The 21,432-nt window shown below is 69.7% G+C and carries 17 protein-coding genes; 11 read left to right on the top strand and 6 right to left on the bottom strand.

Going from position 1 to position 21,432, the window contains the following annotated elements; genetic code table 11:
• Nucleotides 1-106 precede the first annotated feature (106 nt).
• From motB to ACG02S_RS22805, 10 genes are all read left to right on the top strand, one after another.
• On the top strand, nucleotides 107-1,081 hold the full coding sequence (gene motB, locus ACG02S_RS22850) for a flagellar motor protein MotB (RefSeq protein ID WP_394472807.1): 975 nt from the start codon (nucleotides 107-109) through the stop codon (nucleotides 1,079-1,081).
• Nucleotides 1,082-1,134: 53 nt separating this feature from the next.
• Nucleotides 1,135-1,527 carry a chemotaxis response regulator CheY gene (cheY, locus tag ACG02S_RS22845; RefSeq protein ID WP_233371843.1) on the top strand — a complete coding sequence of 131 codons (393 nt, stop codon included), beginning with the start codon at nucleotides 1,135-1,137 and terminating at the stop codon, nucleotides 1,525-1,527.
• Between the two features lie 34 nt (nucleotides 1,528-1,561).
• Nucleotides 1,562-2,191 (top strand): protein phosphatase CheZ, encoded by a 630-nt coding sequence (locus tag ACG02S_RS22840; RefSeq protein WP_394472865.1) that lies wholly within the window; start codon nucleotides 1,562-1,564, stop codon nucleotides 2,189-2,191.
• A 238-nt stretch (nucleotides 2,192-2,429) separates the two neighbouring features.
• Entirely contained in the window at nucleotides 2,430-3,434 is a 1,005-nt protein-coding gene (locus ACG02S_RS22835) for a PEP-CTERM sorting domain-containing protein (RefSeq protein WP_394472806.1), read from the top strand.
• 110 nt (nucleotides 3,435-3,544) lie between these two features.
• Complete coding sequence (flhB, locus tag ACG02S_RS22830) at nucleotides 3,545-4,720, top strand: flagellar biosynthesis protein FlhB (protein WP_394472805.1); 1,176 nt, start codon at nucleotides 3,545-3,547, stop codon at nucleotides 4,718-4,720.
• Nucleotides 4,721-4,826: 106 nt separating this feature from the next.
• Nucleotides 4,827-6,917, top strand: coding sequence for a flagellar biosynthesis protein FlhA (gene flhA, locus ACG02S_RS22825; protein ID WP_394472804.1), 2,091 nt, complete (start codon nucleotides 4,827-4,829; stop codon nucleotides 6,915-6,917).
• Nucleotides 6,914-8,590, top strand: a complete 1,677-nt coding sequence (flhF, locus tag ACG02S_RS22820; RefSeq protein WP_394472803.1) for a flagellar biosynthesis GTPase FlhF — start codon at nucleotides 6,914-6,916, stop codon at nucleotides 8,588-8,590. Before flhA ends, flhF begins: the two co-directional genes overlap by 4 nt.
• A gap of 112 nt (nucleotides 8,591-8,702) precedes the next feature.
• The gene (locus tag ACG02S_RS22815; protein WP_394472802.1) at nucleotides 8,703-9,476 is read left to right on the top strand and encodes a MinD/ParA family ATP-binding protein; all 774 of its coding nucleotides are present in this window, start codon (nucleotides 8,703-8,705) and stop codon (nucleotides 9,474-9,476) included.
• 19 nt (nucleotides 9,477-9,495) lie between these two features.
• The gene (locus ACG02S_RS22810) at nucleotides 9,496-10,209 is read left to right on the top strand and encodes an RNA polymerase sigma factor FliA (protein WP_394472801.1); all 714 of its coding nucleotides are present in this window, start codon (nucleotides 9,496-9,498) and stop codon (nucleotides 10,207-10,209) included.
• Nucleotides 10,210-10,262: 53 nt separating this feature from the next.
• The gene (locus ACG02S_RS22805) at nucleotides 10,263-11,612 is read left to right on the top strand and encodes a methyl-accepting chemotaxis protein (protein WP_394472800.1); all 1,350 of its coding nucleotides are present in this window, start codon (nucleotides 10,263-10,265) and stop codon (nucleotides 11,610-11,612) included.
• On the opposite strand, the gene ACG02S_RS22800 is transcribed toward ACG02S_RS22805, so the two are convergent.
• From ACG02S_RS22800 to ACG02S_RS22785, 4 genes are read right to left on the bottom strand one after another with little or no spacing between them, the layout of a single operon-like run.
• Nucleotides 11,602-12,267 carry a substrate-binding periplasmic protein gene (locus tag ACG02S_RS22800; RefSeq protein ID WP_394472799.1) on the bottom strand — a complete coding sequence of 222 codons (666 nt, stop codon included), beginning with the start codon at nucleotides 12,265-12,267 and terminating at the stop codon, nucleotides 11,602-11,604. The genes ACG02S_RS22805 and ACG02S_RS22800 overlap by 11 nt on opposite strands.
• A complete protein-coding gene (locus tag ACG02S_RS22795; RefSeq protein ID WP_394472798.1) occupies nucleotides 12,264-14,111 on the bottom strand; it encodes a GGDEF domain-containing protein in 1,848 nt (615 codons plus the stop codon). The genes ACG02S_RS22800 and ACG02S_RS22795 overlap by 4 nt, the downstream gene beginning before the upstream one ends.
• An 8-nt stretch (nucleotides 14,112-14,119) precedes the next feature.
• Nucleotides 14,120-16,318 (bottom strand): putative bifunctional diguanylate cyclase/phosphodiesterase, encoded by a 2,199-nt coding sequence (locus ACG02S_RS22790; RefSeq protein WP_394472797.1) that lies wholly within the window; start codon nucleotides 16,316-16,318, stop codon nucleotides 14,120-14,122.
• Nucleotides 16,319-16,344: 26 nt separating this feature from the next.
• Nucleotides 16,345-16,713 (bottom strand): Hpt domain-containing protein, encoded by a 369-nt coding sequence (locus ACG02S_RS22785; protein WP_394472796.1) that lies wholly within the window; start codon nucleotides 16,711-16,713, stop codon nucleotides 16,345-16,347.
• Between the two features lie 141 nt (nucleotides 16,714-16,854).
• Here ACG02S_RS22785 and ACG02S_RS22780 point away from each other — a divergent pair, with 141 nt between their 5' ends.
• Nucleotides 16,855-18,183, top strand: a complete 1,329-nt coding sequence (locus tag ACG02S_RS22780; protein WP_394472795.1) for a sensor histidine kinase — start codon at nucleotides 16,855-16,857, stop codon at nucleotides 18,181-18,183.
• A gap of 168 nt (nucleotides 18,184-18,351) precedes the next feature.
• On the opposite strand, the gene ACG02S_RS22775 is transcribed toward ACG02S_RS22780, so the two are convergent.
• On the bottom strand, nucleotides 18,352-18,948 hold the full coding sequence (locus ACG02S_RS22775) for a response regulator (RefSeq protein WP_394472794.1): 597 nt from the start codon (nucleotides 18,946-18,948) through the stop codon (nucleotides 18,352-18,354).
• A gap of 9 nt (nucleotides 18,949-18,957) precedes the next feature.
• On the bottom strand, nucleotides 18,958-21,426 hold the full coding sequence (locus tag ACG02S_RS22770) for a PAS domain-containing sensor histidine kinase (protein ID WP_394472793.1): 2,469 nt from the start codon (nucleotides 21,424-21,426) through the stop codon (nucleotides 18,958-18,960).
• Nucleotides 21,427-21,432 lie beyond the last annotated feature (6 nt).

The following is a 21,432-nucleotide window of genomic DNA, read 5'->3' as shown; positions in this document are numbered from 1 at the left end:
GAAGCCGGCGGCGCCCATCGCGCAGCCGCCGTCGAACTGGCTTTGCCAAGCGGCTGGCGGCGCCCTCTTGAGCGGGAGCGCCGCAGGCGCTTCGGGGGTGGGCTAAATGGCTGGAGATGCAAAGAAGCTCCAGCCCATCATCATCAAGAAGGTGAAGAAGGGCGGCCACGCGGCGCATGGCGGCGCGTGGAAGATTGCCTACGCCGACTTCGTCACGGCCATGATGGCCTTCTTCCTGCTGATGTGGCTGCTGGGCTCCACGACCGAGGGCGACAAGAAGGGCATCGCCGAGTTCTTCCAGTCGCCGCTGCGCGTGGCGATGCTGGGCGGCTCGGGTTCGGGCGACTCGTCCAGCGTCATCCGCGGTGGCGGCAAGGACCTCACGCGCGAGACCGGCCAGGTCAAGGAAGGCCAGAGCGATGCCAAGCGCTCCAGCTACACGCTGCGCGCGTTGAAGGAAGAGCAGCGCAAGGCGGAGAAGTCGCGGCTGGAGCAGCTCAAGACCAAGGTCGAGGACGTGCTGGCCGAGAATCCAAAGCTTGCCGCTCTCGGCGGCCAGATCCGGCTGGACATGACCCGCGAGGGCTTGCGCATCCAGATCGTCGACGAGGGCAACCGGCCGATGTTCGACAGCGGCAGCGCCATCGTGAAGCCCTACATGCGCGAGCTGCTGCAGGAACTGGGCAGCGTGTTGACCGAGGTACCCAACCGGCTGACGGTGGAAGGCCACACCGACGCGCAGCCGTTCTCGGCGGGCGACAAGGGCTACAGCAACTGGGAGCTGTCGGCTGACCGCGCAAATGCGTCGCGCCGTGAACTGGTGGCGGGCGGCCTGCAGGAGGCGCGCATGCTGCGCGTGCAAGGCCTGGCCGCCAGCAAGCTGCTGGACCCCAAGGACCCCAACGGCGCACTGAACCGGCGCATCAGCATCATCGTGATGAACCGCGACGCGGAGGACGCCGTGCTGAAGAATCTGCCCGAAGAAGCTGAGGCAGATGCCACAGCCGGCGAGCCCGGTGCAACGCAAGTGCCGGCGACCGGGAAAATGCCGCAAACTCAATCGGCGACGCCGCCGCGCTAGAACTAGACTGCGGCCTGACCCCTGAAATCCCGGCCTGCACAGAGAGGATCGCCATGAGCGCTGACATGAAATTCCTGGTTGTTGATGACTTCTCCACCATGCGCCGCATCGTCCGCGGTCTGCTCAAGGAGATCGGCTACAACAACTGCGAAGAGGCCGAAGACGGCGTCGAGGCGCTGAGCATGCTGAAGGGCGCCAAGTTCGACTTCGTCGTCAGCGACATCAACATGCCCAACATGACGGGCTTCGAACTGCTGAAGGCCATCAAGGAAGACCCGAACCTGAAGCACCTGCCGGTGCTGATGGTCACGGCCGAGGCCCGCAAGGAAGACATCGTGCTGGCCGCTCAGTCGGGCGCCGCTGGCTACATCGTCAAGCCTTTCACCAAGGCGACGCTGGAAGAGAAGGTCCTGAAGATCATGCAGAAGCTGGCCGCTGCGGCCTGACCTGACAACAACCGAAAAGGGGACTGCCATGTCGATGGATCAGTTGGACCAGTTGGCCAAGGCGCAGGAACCCCTGCTCGTCTCGCCCGAGGTTTTTCAGCAGCTCGGGACGATCACGCGCACTCTGCACGACACCATGCAGCGCCTGGGCGTCATGCCCAAGCTGCAAGTGGCCACCGACGGCCTGCCCGATGCGCGCAGCCGCCTCAGCTACATCGCCGAGAAGACCGCTGCCGCGGCCGAGAAGGTGCTGAACTCCGTCGACCAGGCCAAGGCCGAGCACGTCGGCATCAGCAAGGCCACCAAGGAACTGGCGGCCCTCATCGTCGCCGACCCGGTGCGCGCCGTGGCCAGCGGCGCGGTGATGAACTTCGTCAACGATGTCGAAGGCCGCACGCAGAGCATCGACAACCACCTGACCGACATCATGCTGGCGCAGGACTTCCACGACCTGACCGGCCAGGTGGTGGCCAAGGTCGTGAAGCTCGCCAACGACCTGGAAGACAGCCTCGTCAAGCTGCTGGTGCAGGTCGTGCCGCCCGAGCAGCGCGAGAAGGTCGATCCGACCATCCTGCAAGGCCCGGTCGTCAACGCCGAAGGTCGCACGGACGTCGTCACCAACCAGGGCGAGGTCGACGACCTGCTGGCCAGCCTCGGTTTCTGAGTCCCTGGCATCGCGGCCGCGACCCTGCGGCGCGACATTCAGACGGCTGGCCTTGTGCCAGCCGTTTGCATTTGGGAGGGCGCGCAGCGAGCTGCCACTGGGGCGGCGGGCCATTTCTCCAAAACCGGACATGGCCCGCGTCGCGCCAAACGGGTTCACGTGTTCGCGGGGAGCCGGGTTGGCGGCGCGGCACGCGCCTCCTAGCATGCCGTCGCCTTTCCAAACCAGGGACCACCCCATGCGCGTGCTCAACCCCCCATCGCTCGTCACCTTGCTGGCCGGCTTCGCGCTGGCACTGCCGCTGGCGGCCCACGCCTACAGCGCTTCCGTGTTCACGCGCGCCGGCGCGGGTGTCAGCGTCATCGGCGCGCCGGGCAGTACCGAGCACGCGCCCGCCGACCGTTCGGCGTCCACGACGACGGTCGAGACGCTGAGCCTCGTCAACGCTGCCAACGCGCTGTCGACCTACCCGCTGTACACGGCGTCGGCCGCTGCGCATGCCTCCGCCAGCGTCGCGCCGGGCGTGGTGAGCCTGCGGGCGTCGGGCTACGGGGGCGGCACCGCCAGTCCGCCCACCTATGGGCAGAGCGACAGCACGGGCTACGCGTATGCGTGGGGCGGCTTCAACGACAGCATGACGCTGGACATTGCCGGGGTGGCGGCCGGCACCTTGGTTGAGGTCGACTTCTCGATGCGCTTCGATGGCGTGGCCAATGTGACGCACAGCTCGGTGGCGGGCGGATGGGGCAAGGGCGGGGGCGACTACCACTGGCTGCTGCAGGTCACCAGCGCCGGTTGGGGTGCCGGCATGTTGTACGACTCGGGCACCCGCACGCTGCAGGTCGACGAGTACGGCAACGTCACGTTCAACAGCCTGGACTTCGGCAGCAAGAGTTTCACGGCCTTGCTGATGACGGGTGCTCCCCTGGGCTTGAACGCGTGGGCCTGGGCGCAGGCGTTCGGCCGCGGCGGTTTCGGCTTCTGCCCGGGTTGCACCGATCAGATGGCAGGCGCCGGCGACAGCGTGATGGGTGGCGGCACCCAGAGCCTTTCCTGGAACGGCGTGCAGGGTGTGCGACTGAATGGCAGCGCGGTCAACCTGTCCACCGTCAGCCTCGTGTCGCAGACGGGGCTCGACCTGATGGCGCCGGTGACCGCCGTGCCCGAGCCGATGTCGGCGCTGCTGATGGGGCTGGGCCTGTCTGTGCTGGCGGTCGCGCGCCGGCGCCGCCCGGCGGACTGAGTCCGTCAGTGCCGGGAACAGCGGGTGGGCAACCCCGCTGATCCGGCGCAGGTTACGCCGGGCGATCCGAACAATGCGGTCCCACGCCGCGCTGTGATTGCGGCATTGCCATGGCCGACCAGGACGCACAAGACCGCAACTTACCCGCCTCGCCCAAAAAGATTGAGAGATCCAGGGCCGAGGGTCAGGTGCCGCGCTCGCGGGACCTGCCGCACTTCGCCATGATGGTGGCGGGCGGTGCGGTGCTGGCCGCGGCGGGGCCGCAGATCGTTGAGAAGCTGCGCCAGACGTTGATCGCCGGCCTGCGCTTCGACGCCAGCCTGCTGGCCCGGCCCGGTTTCATGGGCGAGCGGCTGATGGAGATGACGCTGGCGTTCGCCATCGTCGCGCTGCCGGTCGGCCTGCTGTTGAGCTTCGTGGGCATCGCCAGCAACCTCGCCAGCGGTGGCTGGAACTGGACGATGAAGCCGCTGGCGCCCAAGTTCACGCACCTGAATCCGCTGGGTGGCCTGAAGCGGCTGTTCACCGGCCAGGGTCTGGGCACCGCGCTGAAGGCAGTGCTGCTGGCGTTGGTGCTGGGCATCGTCGGCGGCATGGTGTTGAAGGACCGGCTGGCGGCCTACGTGAGCATCATGTCCGTGCCGCTGCCGTCGGCGTTGGCGTATGCGGGCCAGCAGCTGATGGGCGGGCTGGGGCTGCTGGCTGTCGCGTTGGCCGTGTTCGCCGCCATCGACGTGCCGCTTCAGCGCCAGCTGTGGCTGCGCCGCATGCGCATGAGCCGCGAAGAGGTCAAGCAGGAAATGAAGGAGGTCGAGGGCAACCTCGAGATCAAGGCCAAGGTGCGCGCCAAGATGCGCGAGATGGCCAAGCGCCGCATGCTGGCCGCCGTGCCGCAGGCCGACCTGGTGGTCATGAACCCGACCCACTACGCCGTGGCGCTGAAGTACGAAGAGGGCAAGATGGCCGCGCCCAAGGTCATCGCCAAGGGCGCCGACCTTTTGGCCATGAAGATCCGCGACCTGGCCAAGGAGAGCAAGGTGCCCGTGCTGCAGCAGCCGGTGCTGGCGCGCGCGCTCTATGCCCACGCCAAGGTCGACCAGGAGATCCCGGCGGCGCTGTTCGGCGCGGTGGCGCAGGTGCTGGCCTACGTCTACCAGCTGCGCGCCGCGCTGAAGTCGCGCCACGTGAACGCGCCGGACATGCCCAGGCCGCATGTGCCGCCCGAACTCGACCCGCACAACAAGCCGGGCTGGACGCCCGAGCCCGAGGAAGACTTCACGGAGTGAACGGGGCAGGTCGCCCGGGCTGAGAACAGCCGGGCTTTCCCGCCGCTTCTCCGGCTCAAGTTTGCCGAGCCGCCGCGAAGAATGCGATTGAGGCCAGACCCGTCGCATGAACCAGCTCACCGCCAAACTCCAAGCCCTGCTCGGCCCGCGCGCCGGCGTGATCGCCGCGTTGGGCGCACCCATTGCCGTGCTGCTGGTGCTGGCGATGATGGTGCTGCCGCTGCCGCCGTTCGTGCTGGACCTGTTGTTCACCTTCAACATCGCGATGGCGGTGATGGTGACGATGGTGGCGGCCAACATGATCCGGCCGCTGGACTTCGCAGCTTTCCCGACCGTGCTGTTGCTGACGACGCTGATGCGGCTGTCGCTGAACGTGGCGTCCACCCGCGTGGTGCTGCTGGAAGGCCACACCGGCACGGGCGCGGCCGGCAAGGTCATCGAGGCGTTCGGCCACTTCCTGATCGGCGGCAATTTTGCGGTCGGCCTGATCGTGTTCGCGATCCTGGTGGTCATCAACTTCATCGTCGTGACCAAGGGCGCGGAGCGCATCGCCGAAGTCGGCGCGCGCTTCACTTTGGACGCGATGCCCGGCAAGCAGATGGCCGTGGATGCGGACCTGAATGCCGGCCTCATCAACGAGGCCGAGGCCAAGCGCCGCCGTTCGGAGCTGGGTGACGAGGCGGACTTCTTCGGCTCCATGGACGGCGCCAGCAAGTTCGTGCGCGGCGACGCCATCGCCGGCATGCTGATCCTGGTCATCAACATCGTCGGCGGCTTCATCATCGGCATCGCCCAGCATGGCCTCAGCGCCAGCCAGGCCGCCAACAGCTACATCCTGCTGGCGGTGGGCGACGCGCTGGTCGCGCAGATCCCGGCGCTGCTGATCTCGGTGGCGGCCGCCATGGTGGTGTCACGCGTGGGGACGGACAAGGCCATCGGCAGTCAGATCGGCAAGCAGGTGTTCGGCTCGGCCAAGAGCCTGGCCATCACTGCCGGCGTCATCGGCGCGCTCGGCCTGATCCCGGGCATGCCGCACGTCGTGTTCTTGCTGATCGCCGCGGGCCTGGGCTACCTTGCCTGGTGGCTGCGCAGCAAGGAGCAGGCGCAGGAGGCAGCCAAGGCCGTCAAGCCCATCATGCCGCCCAGCGAGGGCTCGGGCGAGGCCAGCTGGGACGACCTGGTGCCGGTGGATACGCTGGGCCTGGAGGTCGGCTACCGGCTCATCACGCTGGTCGACAAGAGCAAGGAGGGCGACTTGCTGAGCCGCATCAAGGGCGTGCGGCGCAAGTTCGCGCAGGAGGTCGGTTTCCTGCCGCCGCCGGTGCACATCCGCGACAACCTGGAGCTGCGGCCCAGCCAGTACCGCATCTCGCTGCGCGGCGCCGTCGTCGGCGAAGCCGAGGCCTTCCCCGGCATGTGGCTGGCCATCAATCCCGGCCATGCGACACAGAAGCTCATCGGCACCGCCACCACCGACCCCGCCTTCGGCCTGCCGGCGGTGTGGATCGAGGAACGGCAGAAGGAGATGGCCCAAATGAGCGGGTTTACGGTGGTTGATTGCTCGACCGTCGTGGCCACCCACCTTTCACACTTGATGCAAGTGCACGCGGCCAAGCTGTTGGGTCGCGTGGAGACGCAAAGCCTGGTGGAACACCTCACCAAGCAGGCGCCGCAATTGATCGAAGACGTGATTCCCAAGATGGTCAGCATCGCCACCCTGCAACGAGTCCTCCAGAACCTGCTGGAAGAGGGCGTGCACGTGCGCGACATGCGTTCCATCGTCGAATGCCTGGCCGAGAACGCCGTCGCCGTGACCGACCCCGGCGAGCTGGCTCGCCGCATCCGCATGCACATCGCGCCGGCCATCGTGCAGCAGATCTACGGCAGCGTGAAGGAGCTGGACGTCATCGCGCTGGAACCTGAGCTGGAGCGCCTGGTCACGCAGGCGCTGAACTCGCCGCACGGCGCCGCGCTGGACCCCGGCGTGGCCGACACGCTCGCGCGCAGCGCTGCCGAGACGGCCCAGAAGCAGGAAGACCGCGGCGTGCCCGCCACGCTGCTGGTGCCCGACCTGATCCGCGCGCCCATGGCCCGCCTGCTCAAGCGCGCCGCGCCCCGTCTCAAGGTCCTCGGCCACAGCGAGATCCCTGAAACCCACACCATCCGCATCGGCTCCATCATCGGAGGCACAGCATGAACGTCCGCAAATTCACCGCTCGCACCTCGCGCGAAGCCCTCGCGCTCGTGAAGCAGGCCTTCGGGGCCGACGCTGTCGTGCTGTCCAACAAATCCGTGCCGGAAGGCGTCGAAGTGCTGGCTATGGCCCCCGAGGGCATGGGCCAGATCGAGCAGATCGCCCAGACCGCGCCGCGCACCGTGGCGCGCCAGCCGTCGCAGGCGCCGGCTCCGCAAGCGGCGCCGCAGCGCGCCCCCTTCGCCGAGCGCGCAAACCGCCAGGAGCCCAGCTTCGCCGCGGCCCCCGAGGTGGGCGGCGACGTGGAGCAGCTGGCCATGAGCACGCTGAGCTTCCAGGACTATGTGCGCGAGCGCGTGCTGCGCCGCCGCCAGGCCGAGATGACTGGTCAGCCCGACCCCGTCACGCGCGCCGCGCCTGCACCCCAGGTGCAGTCTGCGGCTTCGTCGCTGGACGCCGCGCGCGCGCAGCGCGAGCGCCGCGCTGCCGACGCGATGGCCGCGATGGCGCCGCGCCGCGCCGCGCCGGCGCAGGTGCAGGTGCACGCAGCTGCCCAGCCGCAGCCCCGCCGCCCCGCGCCGCCGGTGCTGCGCGACGAGATCCGCCTCCCACCCGCCACGCCGGTGCAGCGCGCCGTGCCGCAGCTGGGCGACATCGCCACGGCGTTCGAACCCACGCCGCTGCCGGGCCAGCCCACGTCCGTGCAGCGCAGCCAGATGGACATGGCGGCCGAGCTGCGCCAGATGCGCGGTCTCATCGAGGAGCGCTTCTCGTCGCTGGCCTTCATGGAGAAGCTGCAGCGCCAGCCCGTGCAGGCGCGCCTGACGCAGAAGCTGCTGGAGCTGGGCTTCTCGCCCGCGCTGGTGCGCAAGCTGGCCGAGAGCTGCCCGTCGGACTTCCGCGCCGGCTCGCCCACCGACCCGGCTGACGAGACGGCCTGGGCCGCGCACGTGCTGTCGCGCAACCTGCAGGCCGACGAGGCCGCGCCGGCCATCGAGGACCGGGGCGGCGTGTTCGCGCTGATCGGCTCCACCGGCGTTGGCAAAACCACCACCACCGCCAAGCTGGCCGCCCACTTCGCGACCAAGTACGGCGCTGGCCAGCTGGGCCTGATCACGCTGGACGCCTACCGCGTCGGCGCCCACGAGCAGCTGCGTGCCTACGGGCGCATCCTCGGTGTGCCCGTGCACACCGCGCACGACCGCGCGTCGCTGGACGACCTGCTGGACCTGCTGTCCAGCAAGAAGCTCATCCTCATCGACACCGCCGGCATGGCGCAGCGCGACAGCCGCACGCAGGAGCTGCTGGAGATGCTCGCCCACCCCAGCATCAAGAAGCTGCTGGTCATCAACGCCGCGCAGCAGGGCGAGACCATCGAGGACGTCGTCAACGCCTGGAAAGCCGCCGCCTGCGAGGGCGTGGTGCTCAGCAAGCTCGACGAAGCGGTCAAGCTGGCCCCGGCGCTGGACACGCTGATCCGCCACAAGCTCAAGGTGCTGGGCGTGGCCAACGGCCAGCGCGTGCCGGAAGACTGGCACCGCCTGCCCAGCGTGGCGCTGGTGCAGCGCGCGTTGAAGGGCGCCGCATCCGGCGCCTGGCGCATGGACAACACCGATGTCAACCTGATCTTCGCCGGCGGACCGCTCGCCGACGCGGGCCTGCGGGCGGTCCACTGATGCGAGGCGTCACAGTGCGTTTTGAGCGGGCCGCGCGCCGGGCCGCTCCCAAGCCGGCCCGCATCCCCTCGGGAGACCGGTCAAAGCATTCCTTGCACGAGGGGCAAACATGATGGATCAAGCCCACGGTCTGCGCCGCCTCTTCGCCGCCTCCAAGACCCGCTTCGTGCCGGTCGTCAGCAACCCGCGCGTGATGGGCGCCGGCGTGCTGCTGGAAGGCCTGTGCGCCGCATTCAGCGAACTGAACCTGAAGACGTTGGTGGTTGACGCCGGTGAGCATTCGCCGGCGCCCTCGGAGCTGGCGCAGGTGGACCTGTCCAACTGCATCGAGCGCCTGTCGCCCAAGGTGTCGTACCTGGCCGCTCGCGGCCTGCCGCTGCGTCATATCAATGCCAACGGGTCGGCTGCTTCCTTCCTGGAGGCCGTGTCTGCCGCCGCGCCGGATGCCGACGTCATCCTGCTGCACGCACCGGCGCCTGAGCTGGCCCGCATCGTCGCGCTGCGCGAGGTGCGTCCACTGTTGTTGGCGGATACCGATCCGCACAGCGTCACCGAGGCCTACGCCGGCATGAAATGGCTCACGCAGCGGGCGGGGCTGATGGTCTACAGTCTGCTGATGGCCTGCCACCCCCAGCTGCGCGTGGCCACTCGCATCGCGCAGCAGCTCCACTCGTGCGCCGACGGTTTCCTCGGCGCGGTGCTGCGCGACTGGGCCTGCCTGGACCCGCGCGCCTCGCAGCATGCGCCGCTGACGCCCGAGCTGCGCCACCTGGCCCGCGAGCTGCTGCTGGCGGCGCCCCCGGGCGCCGCCATCGACGCCGCTTCTGACGCGACCCCGCTGCGCCCGGCGCGCACGGTGTCCAACCCTTTCCTCGCAGCGCATTGACCTCTGCTGGGAGCAGAACATGTACACGCCCAAAGGCCGCCTCGACAACAGCACGCTGATCAAGCAGTACAGCCCGCTCGTCCGACGCCTGGCGCACCAGATGATCGCCAAGCTGCCGGCCAACGTGGAGGTGGACGACCTCATCCAGGTCGGCCTCATCGGCCTGACCGATGCGCTGTCCCGCTTCGACGCCGAACAGGGCGTGCAGTTCGAGACCTTCGCCACGCAGCGCATCCGCGGCGCCATGCTCGACGAGCTGCGCGGCGGCGACTGGATGAGCCGCGGCACGCGCCGCCAGCAGCGCGAGATCGAGGCCGCGGTGCACAAGGTCGAGCAGAAGCTTGGCCGCGCGCCGAAGGAGGAGGAGATCGCCAAGGAGATGGGCCTGTCGCTGGCCGACTACCAGGAGCTGCTGGGCAAGGTGCGCGGCACGCAGCTGGTGTACCTGGAAGACATGTCGGGCGACGACGGCGACAACGACTACCTTGACCGCCACGTCGCCGACGAAAGCGCCAACCCGATGGCGCAGCTGCAGGACCACCGCATGCGCGAGGCGCTGGTGGCCGCCATCAAGAACCTGCCCGAGCGCGAGCAGTACGTGATGAGCATGTACTACGAGCACGACATGAATCTCAAGGAGATCGCGGCCGTGCTCAAGGTCACGGAGTCGCGCGTGTGCCAGCTGCACAGTCAGTCCATCGCAAGGTTGCGCGTTAAGCTGCGCGACTGGTGATCTGAGGGGCGGCTGACAGCGGCGGCCCCAGCCTATAAGCGGGGGACAAACGCATGTTCAGGTGGCCCAAGGCCGGAGTCTCGGCGTCTGCGCAGACCGTTCGGGAGGAGCCCGTCCGGCGCGATGACAGCGCGGCGTTGAACGTCGTCAAGAAGCTGTCGCGCTCCATTTCCACCGTGGGCAAGGACGCCGCCGAGGTGCGCGGCGCGCTGGAAGACACGCAGCGCGTGGTGCAGGCGCAGGGACAGGCCATGCAGGCGCTGGCCCAGCAGCTCGACCAGATCAGCCAGGCTCAGGCGGCCATCGCCACCGCCACGGCGCAGAGTTCGGCCGCCGTGCAGCGCGCACGTGGTGCGCTGGGCGTCGTAGGCGGCGAGGTGGTGGGGATGGCCAGCACGCTGGCCCAGGTGTCCGAGGCCGCCGCCGAGATCACGAAGATCTCGCTGCAGACCCGGTTGGTGGCCTTCAATGCCGCCGTCGAGGCCAAGCATGCCGGTGACGCCGGCCGTGGTTTCGCCGTTGTTGCCGAGGCCGTGAAGGCGCTGGCAGGGCAGGTCGAGGCCTCGTCCAAGGCCATCGTCAGTGCCATTGCCACGCTGCAGACGCGCATCGACCGCTTCAGTGACGAGCTGACCGAGAAGGGCGCCAAGCCCAGCCAGATCCACGCCGCCTTCCACGAGGTCGAGGAAGACGTGCAGCGCATTGCCGCCTCCGCGGCGCACAGCGGCCAGCAGATGCAGCTGCTCAACGAGCACGCCCACGAGCTGGGCCGCGAGGTGACCGACGCGTCGCAGAGCCTGAAGGTGGCCTTCGATGGCAGCGACCGTTTCCTGCGTATGTCGGAAGATCTGATCGAGCAGATCGCGGAGAGCGGCGTGGAGGTCGATGACATGCCCTTCATCCGCGCCGCGCAGGCGGCGGCGGGCGAGATCTCCGCGCTGCTGGAGGCCGCGCTGCGAGACGGCCAGATCAGCGAGGCCGACCTGTTCGACGAGAACTACCGGCCCATCGCCGACACCAACCCGCAGCAGCACACGACGCGTTTCTGCCAGCTGAGTGACCGCCTGTTCCCCGGTGTGCAGGAGAAGACGCTGGGCTTCAGCGACAAGATCGTGTTCTGCATTGCCGCCGACCGCAATGGCTACATCGCGACACACAACCGCACGTACTGCCAGCCACAGCGGCCGGGCGACACGGTCTGGAACACGGCCCACAGCCGCTACCGGCGCATCTTCAACGACCGCACCGGCCTGGCGTCCGCGCGCAACGCGCGGCCGTTCCTGCTGCAGACCTACCGCCGCGACATGGGCGGTGGCCGTTTCGTGCTGCTGAAGGAGGCGGCGGCGCCCATCATGGTCAAGGGCCGCCACTGGGGCGGCCTGCGCCTGGCCTTCAATTTCTGACCGAGCGGCGGATCTCGCGGTTCAGCAGTGCGAGCCAGGCCTCGGCCTGGGGGTGGTGCCGGCTGATCGCGATGTAGCTGTTCTTGACCTCGATCGCCGGCGCTTGCCAGCGAACGTCGTCGGCGCCCCGCGGCTGCGAGGCCAGCAGGTGCTCGAAGGTGGCGCGCTCGGACATCACCGCGTCGACGCGGCGGCGCCGGAGCATCTCCAGCCCGGGGCGCGGGTCCACCAGCTCGTACAACTGGTAGCGGCCGTCGGCCAGCGCGGCTGGCAGGTAGGAGCCGCGCTGATAGGCCACCGTGGCATCCGGCGGCAGCGGCGTGTCGAGGTCGGCGCGCACGAACAGGCCCAGCTCCATGCGCGTCACCGGCAGCGAGTACAGGAACAGGGTGTCACGCTCCTCGTTGCGCCACAGCGAGAGCAGCAGGCACTCGCCGTTCCTGGCCATCGCGAAGGCACGCACCCACGGCACGTGTAGCGTCTGCACGCCCAGGCCACCAGACTCGAAGGCGCGGCGCGCCAGCGCGGTGATGCTGCCGCCATCGGGCGCCGCCGCGCTGACATAAGGCGGGAAGTCGGTCACGCACAAAGGCACGCGCGCGTGTGCCGCAGCGCTGCCGGCGGCCAGGGCCAGCAACGCCGTCCACCGCCTCATTCCGCGATGCACGCCCGGTTCTTGCCTGTGTGCTTGGCCTCGTACAGCGCCACGTCCGCGCGGTCCAGTGCCGTCTCCAGCGTCTCGCCGGGGCGGTACAGCGTGACGCCGGCCGAGAAGGTCACGAAGACGTCCTTGCCCTCGTGGTTGAACAGCGCCATCGACAGCGAGCGCTGCAGCCGTACGAGTACGGCCTGCGCCTCGTCCAGCGGGGTGTTGGGCAGCATCAGTACGAACTCCTCGCCGCCGTAGCGTGCCACCATGTCACCGGGCCGCAACGAGGCCTGCGTGCGCTCGGCCAGCGACTTCAGCGCGATGTCGCCGGCGTGGTGGCCCAGGCTGTCGTTGAGCTTCTTGAAGTTGTCGATGTCCAGCAGTGCCAGGGCCATGCGTGTGGACTCGCGCTCGGCCTTGGCCTGCTCGATGCCGAAGGCCTGGATCAGGCCGCGGCGGTTGGCCACCTGCGTCAGCTGGTCGGTGTGGACCTCGTTGGACAGCCGCCGCAGTTCGCCCTCCAGCTCGTCCACGCGCTGCGTCAGCGCGGCGGCACGTTCGTGCTCCAGCGTCAGGCGCTGCTGTGTCTGCGACACCAGCCCTTGCACGCTGCGGCTCTCCTCGACCATCTCGCGCACGGTGCCCGCCAGACTCTCCAGCGAGTCGGCCTGCTCGATGGCGTCGGCGTAGCGACCGACGTTGTTCTGGAAGCGGTCGGTGTGCTGGCCCAGCTCGCCCAGCTCGGTCAGCATGCGCTGGATCAGGCCCTTCAGCGCATCGCGCGCCTTGGAGCGCTCGTCGCGCAGCGTGCGCTGGCGCTGGCGCGTGCCGGCCAGCAGCTCCGACACCGTGCGCACGCCGCGGCCGGAGAGGCCTTGCGCCAGCGTGTTGTTCATCGCCTCGGCCTGGCCCTGCGACCATGAATCGTCCTCCGCCAGGTCCACCAGGCTCGCCGACAGCTCGCGGCACAGGCCGCCGAGTGCGTCGAACATGTGGCGGCGGTGGTCGAGCAGGTGGCGCGCGCGCTGGCACAGCGCGGCCATCTGCTGCGCACGCTCGGGGCTGGCGCCCTGGGCCTGGATCTCGGCCTGGGCTTCGTCCAGCTCGCGCATCAGCGCGTCGGCCGGCGTCGCCTCCGCCTGCGGCGAGCGCAGCGCGTGGCGCACGGTGGCGTTCAGCTCGCCGCCCATCTCCTGCCAGGGCGTGAGGTCCACCGGTGCAGGCAGGTCCAGGCTGATGGTCTCGACCGGCGTGTCGACGAAGTCGCCGGGCTCGCGCAGGCCGGTGTCGGCAAAGGCGCTGTCGGCGAAGAACTGGCTGGGTGTGCCGCCATCTTCGTCGGTCTCCACGCCACTGCCGTCGTCGTCCTTGTCCCAGCTGGCGATCAGCTGCAGCATGCGCTTCACCAGCTTGCCGCTGTCGGTGCGGCTCAGTTCCAGCACGCGGTTGATGCCTTCCTTCTTGCGCGCCAGCGTCCAGTGCCTGCCGCCGCGCTCCAGGCCGCGCACCAGTCGGTCGATGGCCTGGGCCAGCGCATCCGCCTGGGCGCCGGGGCCGGCGGTGTCCAGCAGCTTGTCGACTTGGCGCTGCAGTTCGTCCAGCCGCTGCTCGCGCAAGGCGGCCTGCAGATCCTGGCGCGCGCTGCCGGAGGGCAGGGCCAGGCTGATCAACTTGGACAGCAGCTGCTGCACGCGCTCGGGCATGGCACCGTTGGCGCCGGGGGCGACCTCCGTGCCGGCCTCGATGGCGTAGGCGCGGCTGTAGTTCTCGGGCGTGGGTTCCAGCCGCGCCTGCGCCAGCCGCTGCAGGGCGGCCTTGGCGATCTGCGCCGGCGCGGGGGTGGGCCGCATGCTGTCGTCTAGCCCGGGCGGCGCGCCGTGTCCGCGACGCCGTCCATCGCGGTGATCCAGGGCGCGTTGCGAGGCTGCACCACCTCCGTGATCCAGCGCTCCAGTTCGTCGGCCGGCAAGGGCTTGCTGAACAGGAAGCCCTGCATCAGCGAACAGCCCAGGCGGTGCAGCACTTCCATCTGGCGCGGCGTCTCCACGCCCTCGGCGATGACTCGCAACTCCAGCGCGCGGGCCAGCGCGATGATGGCGGTGACCACCTCGGAACTCTGCGGCGTGATGCCCAGGTCACGCACGAAGGTGCGGTCGATCTTCACCTCGGAGATCGGCAGCGTGGTCAGGTAGGCCAGCGACGAGTAGCCGGTGCCGAAGTCGTCGATGGAGATCTCGACACCGACCTCGTTCAGACGGTGCAGCGACGGGATGACGTTCTGCAGGTCCTTCATCAGGTTGTTCTCGGTGATCTCCAGCTGGATCGACCGGTGCGGCACGCCATAGGCACTGACGCATTGGTGGATGTGCTCGACGAGATCGGTGCGTTCGAACAACCGGCTGGGCAGGTTGACGGCGATGGAGTCGGCGAAGCCGAACTGCAGCTGCCACAGCTTGGCCTGGCGGGCGGCCTCCTTCAGCGCCCATTCGGACAGCGGCACGATGAGGCCGGTTTCCTCGGCCAGCGGGATGAAGTCGGCCGGCGGCACCAGCACGTCGCCACGCCTCCAGCGCATCAGCGCTTCCGCGCCCACCATGCGGCCGGCACGCACGTCGATCTTGGGCTGGTAGTGCAGCACGATCTCGTTGCGCTCCAGCGCCTTGTGCAGCGCGCTTTCCAGCTCCAGTTTCTGCTTGCCGTGGCCGGCCAGCTGCGGCGAGTACACGGCCGAGGCGTTGCGGCCCTGGCTCTTGACGGCGTACATGGCCACGTCGGAATTGCGCAGGAGGTCGGCCATGCTCTGGCCATCGCGCGGGTAGATGGCGATGCCCACACTGGCGGTGACGAAGCACTCTTGGCCGCCCACGAAGATGGGCTCGCGCAGGGCCTCCAGCACGCGCTGCGCGACGCGCTCGGCATCGCGCTCGTCCACCACCTCAGGCAGCAGTGCGACGAACTCGTCGCCGCCCAGGCGGCCCACGGCCTCCAGCCCGCGGTGGCTGCGGCTACCCATCCCTTCCAGCACGCCTTCCATGATCTGGTCGGAGTGCCGCACGCAGCCGCGCAGGCGGCGGCCCACCTCGATCAGCAGCTCGTCGCCGGCCGCGTGGCCCAGCGTGTCGTTGATGATCTTGAAGCGGTCCAGGTCGATCAGCAGCAGGCCCACCTCGTGGCCGCCACGGCGCGCGCTCTCGATGGCGCGCTCCACGCGCCAGATCAGCTGACGTCGGTTGGGCAGGCCGGTCAGTGCATCGAAGTGCGCGAGCTGGCGGATGCGGTCCTCGGCCTGGCGGCGGTCGGTCACGTCCTGCAGGATGCCGGTGTAGCCGCTGATGCCGCCCTGCTCGTTGAACTCGGGCTCGGCCTCGATGTGGACCACGCGCAGGCGGCCGTCGGGCAGCGTCAGCGGCAGGTCGGTGATAAGCACCGAGGTGTGCGCGACGACATCGCGCAGCAAACGCAGGAACACGTGGCGGTCGTCCAGCGCCACCATGCGCATGACGCCGGCGAAGTCCAGCCGGTCCTGCGGGCCGCGGCCGAACACGCGCAGGCCTTCGGCGGATATTGAGAAGCTGCCCGCCAGCCCGCGCCGCCATTCGAAGCTGCCCATGCGCGCCAGGTCCTGCGCGCGGGCCAGCTTGGCCTTGCTGCGCTCCAGCTCAAGCCGCGTGCGCGAGCTGCGCAGCAGGTAGCGCAGCCGGCCGTCCAGCAGACTCCATTGCGGCGACTTGACGAAGAAGTCAGTGGCGCCGGCCTGGTAGGCGCGGTTGATGGACGCCTCGTCGTCCAGGCCGGTCAGCATCAGCACCGGCAGCGACTCGAAGCCGGGCGTCGCGCGCAGCAACGCGCAGGTCTCGAAGCCGTCCAGCTCCGGCATCAGCGCGTCCAGCACGACGACGTCCGGCGCGCGCGTGGACAGCTTGCCCAGCGCATCGCTGCCGCTGGGCGACTCGTCGACCTCGAAACCACGCTCGCGCAGCGCCGCTGCCGTCAGCAGCAGGTTGACTTCGTCGTCGTCGACGAGCAGCACGCGCGGGCGCGCAGGCAGGTCGTCCATCACGGGGTGTGACTGGTGGCTGGACATCAGAGCAGCGCCGCCAGGGCGACGCGTACCTGTTGGATGTCCAGCAGCATAGCGTCGAGCTGCTCGGACAGGCCATCGCTGCGGCCATCGCGTGCCCGGGCCTCGATGTCGGCACAGCGCATGGACAGCCGCGTCGCGCCCAGGCTTGCGGACGAGGACTTCAGCGTGTGGCTGACGTGGCGCACCACGGCCAGGTCCAGCACCGCGCCGCTGCGTGCCTGCGCCAGGTCGGGCAGCAGGCGTTCCAGGGACGTGTTGAAGGCCGCGACGACGCGTTCCAGCAGCTTGTTGCCGCCGGTCGGATCGAGCTCGCGCAGGCGCTGGATGGCCTCAGCGTCGAGCAGGGCGGCGTTGTCGTTGGCAGTCATGGGGCAGGGCGATGCGCACGTTGGCAAATGTATCGCGGCCGGACGGGGGGGCTTGCGCGAAGGAATGCACAGATTCCAGCCTCATCGCCGTGACGTGCATATGCACCAGATACCGGGGAGCCGCTGCCTACAATGCCGCGCATGAAGAGCCTCAGCGAAGACAGCGCCTCCGTGCGCCGCCTGGAGCGGCGACTGCCGATGCGCTGGCTGGTCCTGGGTCTGGCCGCGGCTGCACTCGTGCTGCTGATGCTCGGCACCCTGGTGCTGCTGGCGCTGGTGCGGGTCTGGGGCGGCGAGGTCGGTCTGGTGCATGCGGCGCTGGTGCTGACGGCTTTCTTCACCGGATGCCTGCTGCTGGTCGCCGCTGCGTTGGGCTGGCACGTCGGCGTGCGGTTGACGCGCCAGCGTCTGTCCGAACCGCTGCGTGAGTTGCGCCAGCAACTGCTGATGCAGGCGCAGCTGCAGCGTGACTGGCAATGGGCGACCGATGCGCAGCACCACCTGGTGCGCTGGCAGGCACCGCAGGGCGCGCCGTCGTCCAGCTGGATGGGCGCGGGCGCCAGTACGCAGCTGCTGTGGGAGCGCTTCGAGCCGGCCCCCCCCGCGCAGGACCTGCGCGATCGCCTGCAGGCGCACCAGCCCATCGTCGATCTGGCCGTCGCTGGCGTCGGTGGCGACAAGTGCTGGCAGCTGCGCGGCCTGCCGTGCATCGACGCGCAAGGTCATTTCGCCGGCTATGTGGGCACGGCGCGGCCGGAAGGCGCCGAAGCGCCGAGGGCAGCCGCGGCGGCCCAGCCGGACATGGCCTCCGAGCACGAGTCCTTCAGCTACACGGTGTCGCACGACTTGCGTGCGCCGCTGCGCGTGGTTGAGGGGTTTGCACGCATCCTGAAGGAGGACTACGGCGCGCGGCTTGATCGGGTCGGCAACGACCACCTGGACCGCGTCATGAGCGCCGCGGCGCGCATGAACTGCATGATCGACGCGCTGCTGTCGCTGAGCCAGCTGTCCACGCGCCCGCTGTCGCGCCAGCCGGTCAACCTGTCGCAGCAGGCCGGCTATGTCATGGAGGAGCTGCAGCGCGCGGCACCCCAGCGCGAACTGACGCTGCATATCGAGCCCGACCTGACCGTGCAGGGCGACCCCACGCTGCTGCGCATGGTGCTGGAGAACCTGTTGGGCAACGCGTGGAAGTACAGCAGCAAGGCCGAGCGTGCCGAGATCCGCTTCGGGAGCGTGGAGCAGGGCGGGCGGCAGGTGTTCTTCGTGTCGGACAACGGCGCCGGCTTCGACATGCGCTTCGCCGAGCGGCTGTTCGGCGTGTTCCAGCGCCTGCACAGCGCCAGCGATTTCCAGGGCACCGGGGTGGGCCTGGCGCTGGTCAAGCGCATCGTGCGCCGCCATGGCGGCGACATCTGGGCCGAGTCGGCCGTGGGCGAAGGCGCCAGCTTCTATTTCACGTTGAACTGAGACCTCTCGCCCAGACCGCCTTGCTGAACGCAGGCGGTGCTGGTCGGTCCCCGAGGGGACGTCGATGCTCGCGGGGGAGGCCCCGCTCGCACATCGCCAGACGGGCCGGCTTGGGAGCGGCCCGGCGCTCGGCCCGCACAGGGCACGACGCCCGCGCAGTCGGGTGATTCAGCGCTGACCGGGCCGGGCCAGCAACTCCACCGCGTCGACGATGCGGCGCGCCTGCTCCTGCACGCTGTGGCCGTCGGCGGCGGCCAGGCCCATCAGGCGGGTCAGGGCCTCGTCGCGCGGCAGCGAGTAGCGGTGCATCAGCACGCCCACGGCCATGGCCGTCGGGTCCAGCTGGGCGGGTACTTCGGACGGCGGCTGCACCGGCGCGGCCGGCGCCGCTGCGGGGGGCGCGGTGCGCGCAAACGCTGCCTCCACGGCCGGCACGATCTGCGAGATGTCCAGCGGCTTGACCAGGTAGGCCACGGCGCCCAGCTCCTTGACCTTGGCCACCGTCGCCTCGTCGGCGAACGCGGACAGGAACATGAACGGCGTCTGCAGGTATTCGCGCAGGTAGGCCGCCACGTCGAAGCCGGTCAGGCCCTCCATGCGGATGTCCAGCAGCGCCAGCTCGGGCCGGTGCTCGCGCGCGAGCAGGATGGCATCGTCGCCGTTGTCGGCGTCGATGACTTCGAAGCCGGCCTGCGTGAGCCCGTAACTCAGCGTCGCCAGCACCAGACGGTCGTCATCGACGACCAGGATCTTGCCCTTGCTCACCGTGCCCCTCTATCCAGAACTTGGTTTTATGGCCGGATTGTGAACCACGCTCGGTGGAAGCAGTTCCAGCCGGCAGACGACATCGTCGTCCTGCTGTTCCAGACTCAAGATGGCGCTGCGCCGCGGCAGCAGGGCGCGCACCAGGCCCAGGCCCGACACGCCGCTGCGGATGTTCTGCAGCAGGAAACCGTCGGGCAGTCGGCCCGCGTTGGCGATCTCCACCGTCACGCCACCAGCGTCGCAGATCAGCTGGCAGCGCACCTGCCCGCCCTCGCCGCCGTCGCCGCCATTGCCGTGCCGCAGCGCATTGCCCAGCAGCTCGTTCAGGCTCAGCGCGATCGGGATGGCCTCGGCCTCGGGCAGGCACCAGTCCTCCAGCAGCGCGCCGCCCTCGGCCGTGGTCGTGACGACGCGGCCCTGCGCGCGCTGCACCGAGCCGACGATGGCGTCGAACACGCGCTTGAGCACGAGCGGGCCGCTGGCGCCCACCTGCAGGCCGTAGACCTGCGCGATGGCCTGCACCTGGCCCACTGCGTCCTTCAGCACCGGGGCCACCTCGGGCCGGCGCGCGGCGATCTGCTGCAGCAGGCCGGCGACGCCCTGCAGGTTGTTCTTGATGCGGTGGTGCACCTCGCGCACCAACAGCTCGCGCTGCGCAATCGCCGCCTGCAGCCGCGCGGCCTCGGCGGCCCGGTGCTCGGTCACGTCGCTGGCCACCAGCAGCAGCAGCTCCGGCGCGTCGTCGCCGCCGACGCCGGCCAGGTGCAGCAGCCGCGTGTCCCACATGCGCGTGCCGGGGCCGGACGTGACCTGGTACTCGCGCTGCACAACGGACTGCGAGGCCAGCGCCTCGCGCATGTCGTTGGCGACCCGGCCGCCCTGGGCGTTGCCGAACAGCGCCTCCGGGCCGTGGCCCAGCAGTTCTGCCTCGGTTTGGCCGGCCATCGCGGCGGCGGCCTGGTTGAGCTTGACGATGCGCAGCGTCTGCGCCTCATGCAGCGTGATGGCCATCGGCGCGCCTTCGATGATGCGTGCCAGCGATGCCTGCGCCAGCCGGCTCTGCGCCTCGGCGTGGCGGCGGCGGTCGATGTCCAGCAGCGCGTAAGTCAGCTGCTGGGATCCGTCGTCGCGCGGTGTCTGCACCGCGTTGCCGATGACCCAGAACTCGCGCCCGTCCCGGCCGCGCAGCCGGCACTCGAACACGTCGCTGCCGGGCTCGGCGTGGAAGGCATGCTCGTCGTCTTCCGGTGCCAGCACGCCCATGGGCTGGCCCAGCACGTCGGCGAGCTCGCAGCCGAACATGCGGCGCGCGGAGCGGTTCATCCATTCGATGCCATCCGGCCCGACGGTGACGATGCCCACCAGCACCGAGTCCAGCACCGCGCGCTCGCTCTCGGCGCGCAGCAGCAGCGCGTTCTCAGCCTGCGCCTGGGCGGTCACGTCCAGCGTGACGACCGAGGTCGTGCGCCGGCCGCCGGCCAGTATGCCGGGCGCCACGCGCGTCAGCAGCCAGCGCCGGCCCAGCTCGGGGTGGCGCACTGCGTAGCGCACCTCGGCCAGATCGCCTTTCTTCAGCGCGCGCTGCAGGCGCTCGAACTCGGCCAGCGAGCCCGGCTCGACGATGTCGCGGCTGATGCCCTGCAGCGAGCCGACGACGGCCTTGGCGCCGTTCTTGAACGGCGTGCCCTTGCGGTGCGCCTTCAGCCAGCCGCCCTCGGGCTGGAAGGTGGCCAGCCCGACGGCGGCGGTGTCCATCAACGCGTCCAGCTGCTGGTGGGCGAGGTCGCGTTCGTGCAGCAGGCTCTGGTCTTCCAGCACGGCCAGCAGCAGCGTGCGGCCGTCCTGCCGCCACAGCCGCAGCCGCGCCTGCAGCCAGCGGTGCTGGCCTTGCGCGTCGACGAACTCTGCCTCGGTGATCAGCGGGCCGTCCGCCGCGCGCTGCGCCGCCAGCGCCGGCAGCGGGGCGCCGCGGTTCCAGCCCAGCAGCGCCTGCAGCAGGTCCGGCAAGTCGTTCAGGTGGCGCGGCGCGGCGGCGCACAGCTGCTCGAAGCCGGTGTTCAGGCGCAGCAGCGCGCCGCTGGCGGCGTCCGCCATCAGCTGCGGCAGCGGCGACAGCGCCAGCCACTCGCGCAGCGGCGGCTCGGCGATGTCGGCGGCGCTGAGGCGCACGTGCAGCAACCAGTTGGGACGCTCGCGCAGCAGGTGCAGCGTGGCGCGGCGACCATCGGCCAGCTTCAGCGGCGGGGCCGGCGGCACCGGGCGGCCGGTCTCCACGGCGTGGCTGGCATCCCGCAGCCAGGTCTCCAGCCGGCTGCCGGCGGCCTGGCGCAGCAGCCGCCAGCCGTCGGTGGCATCGCTGCCCAGCCACTCACGGGCGGCCGGGTTGGCGCGCAGGGCCGTCAGATCGGCCCGCAGTGTCAGCACCGGGTCGCCGATGAGTTCCAGCAGCGCGGGTGGCGGGGGCGGCGAGCCGAACATCAGGCC

Source organism: Pelomonas dachongensis (assembly GCF_043555865.1).
Taxonomy (GTDB): domain Bacteria; phylum Pseudomonadota; class Gammaproteobacteria; order Burkholderiales; family Burkholderiaceae_C; genus Pelomonas; species Pelomonas dachongensis.
This window is presented reverse-complemented; position numbering and strand designations above follow the sequence as displayed.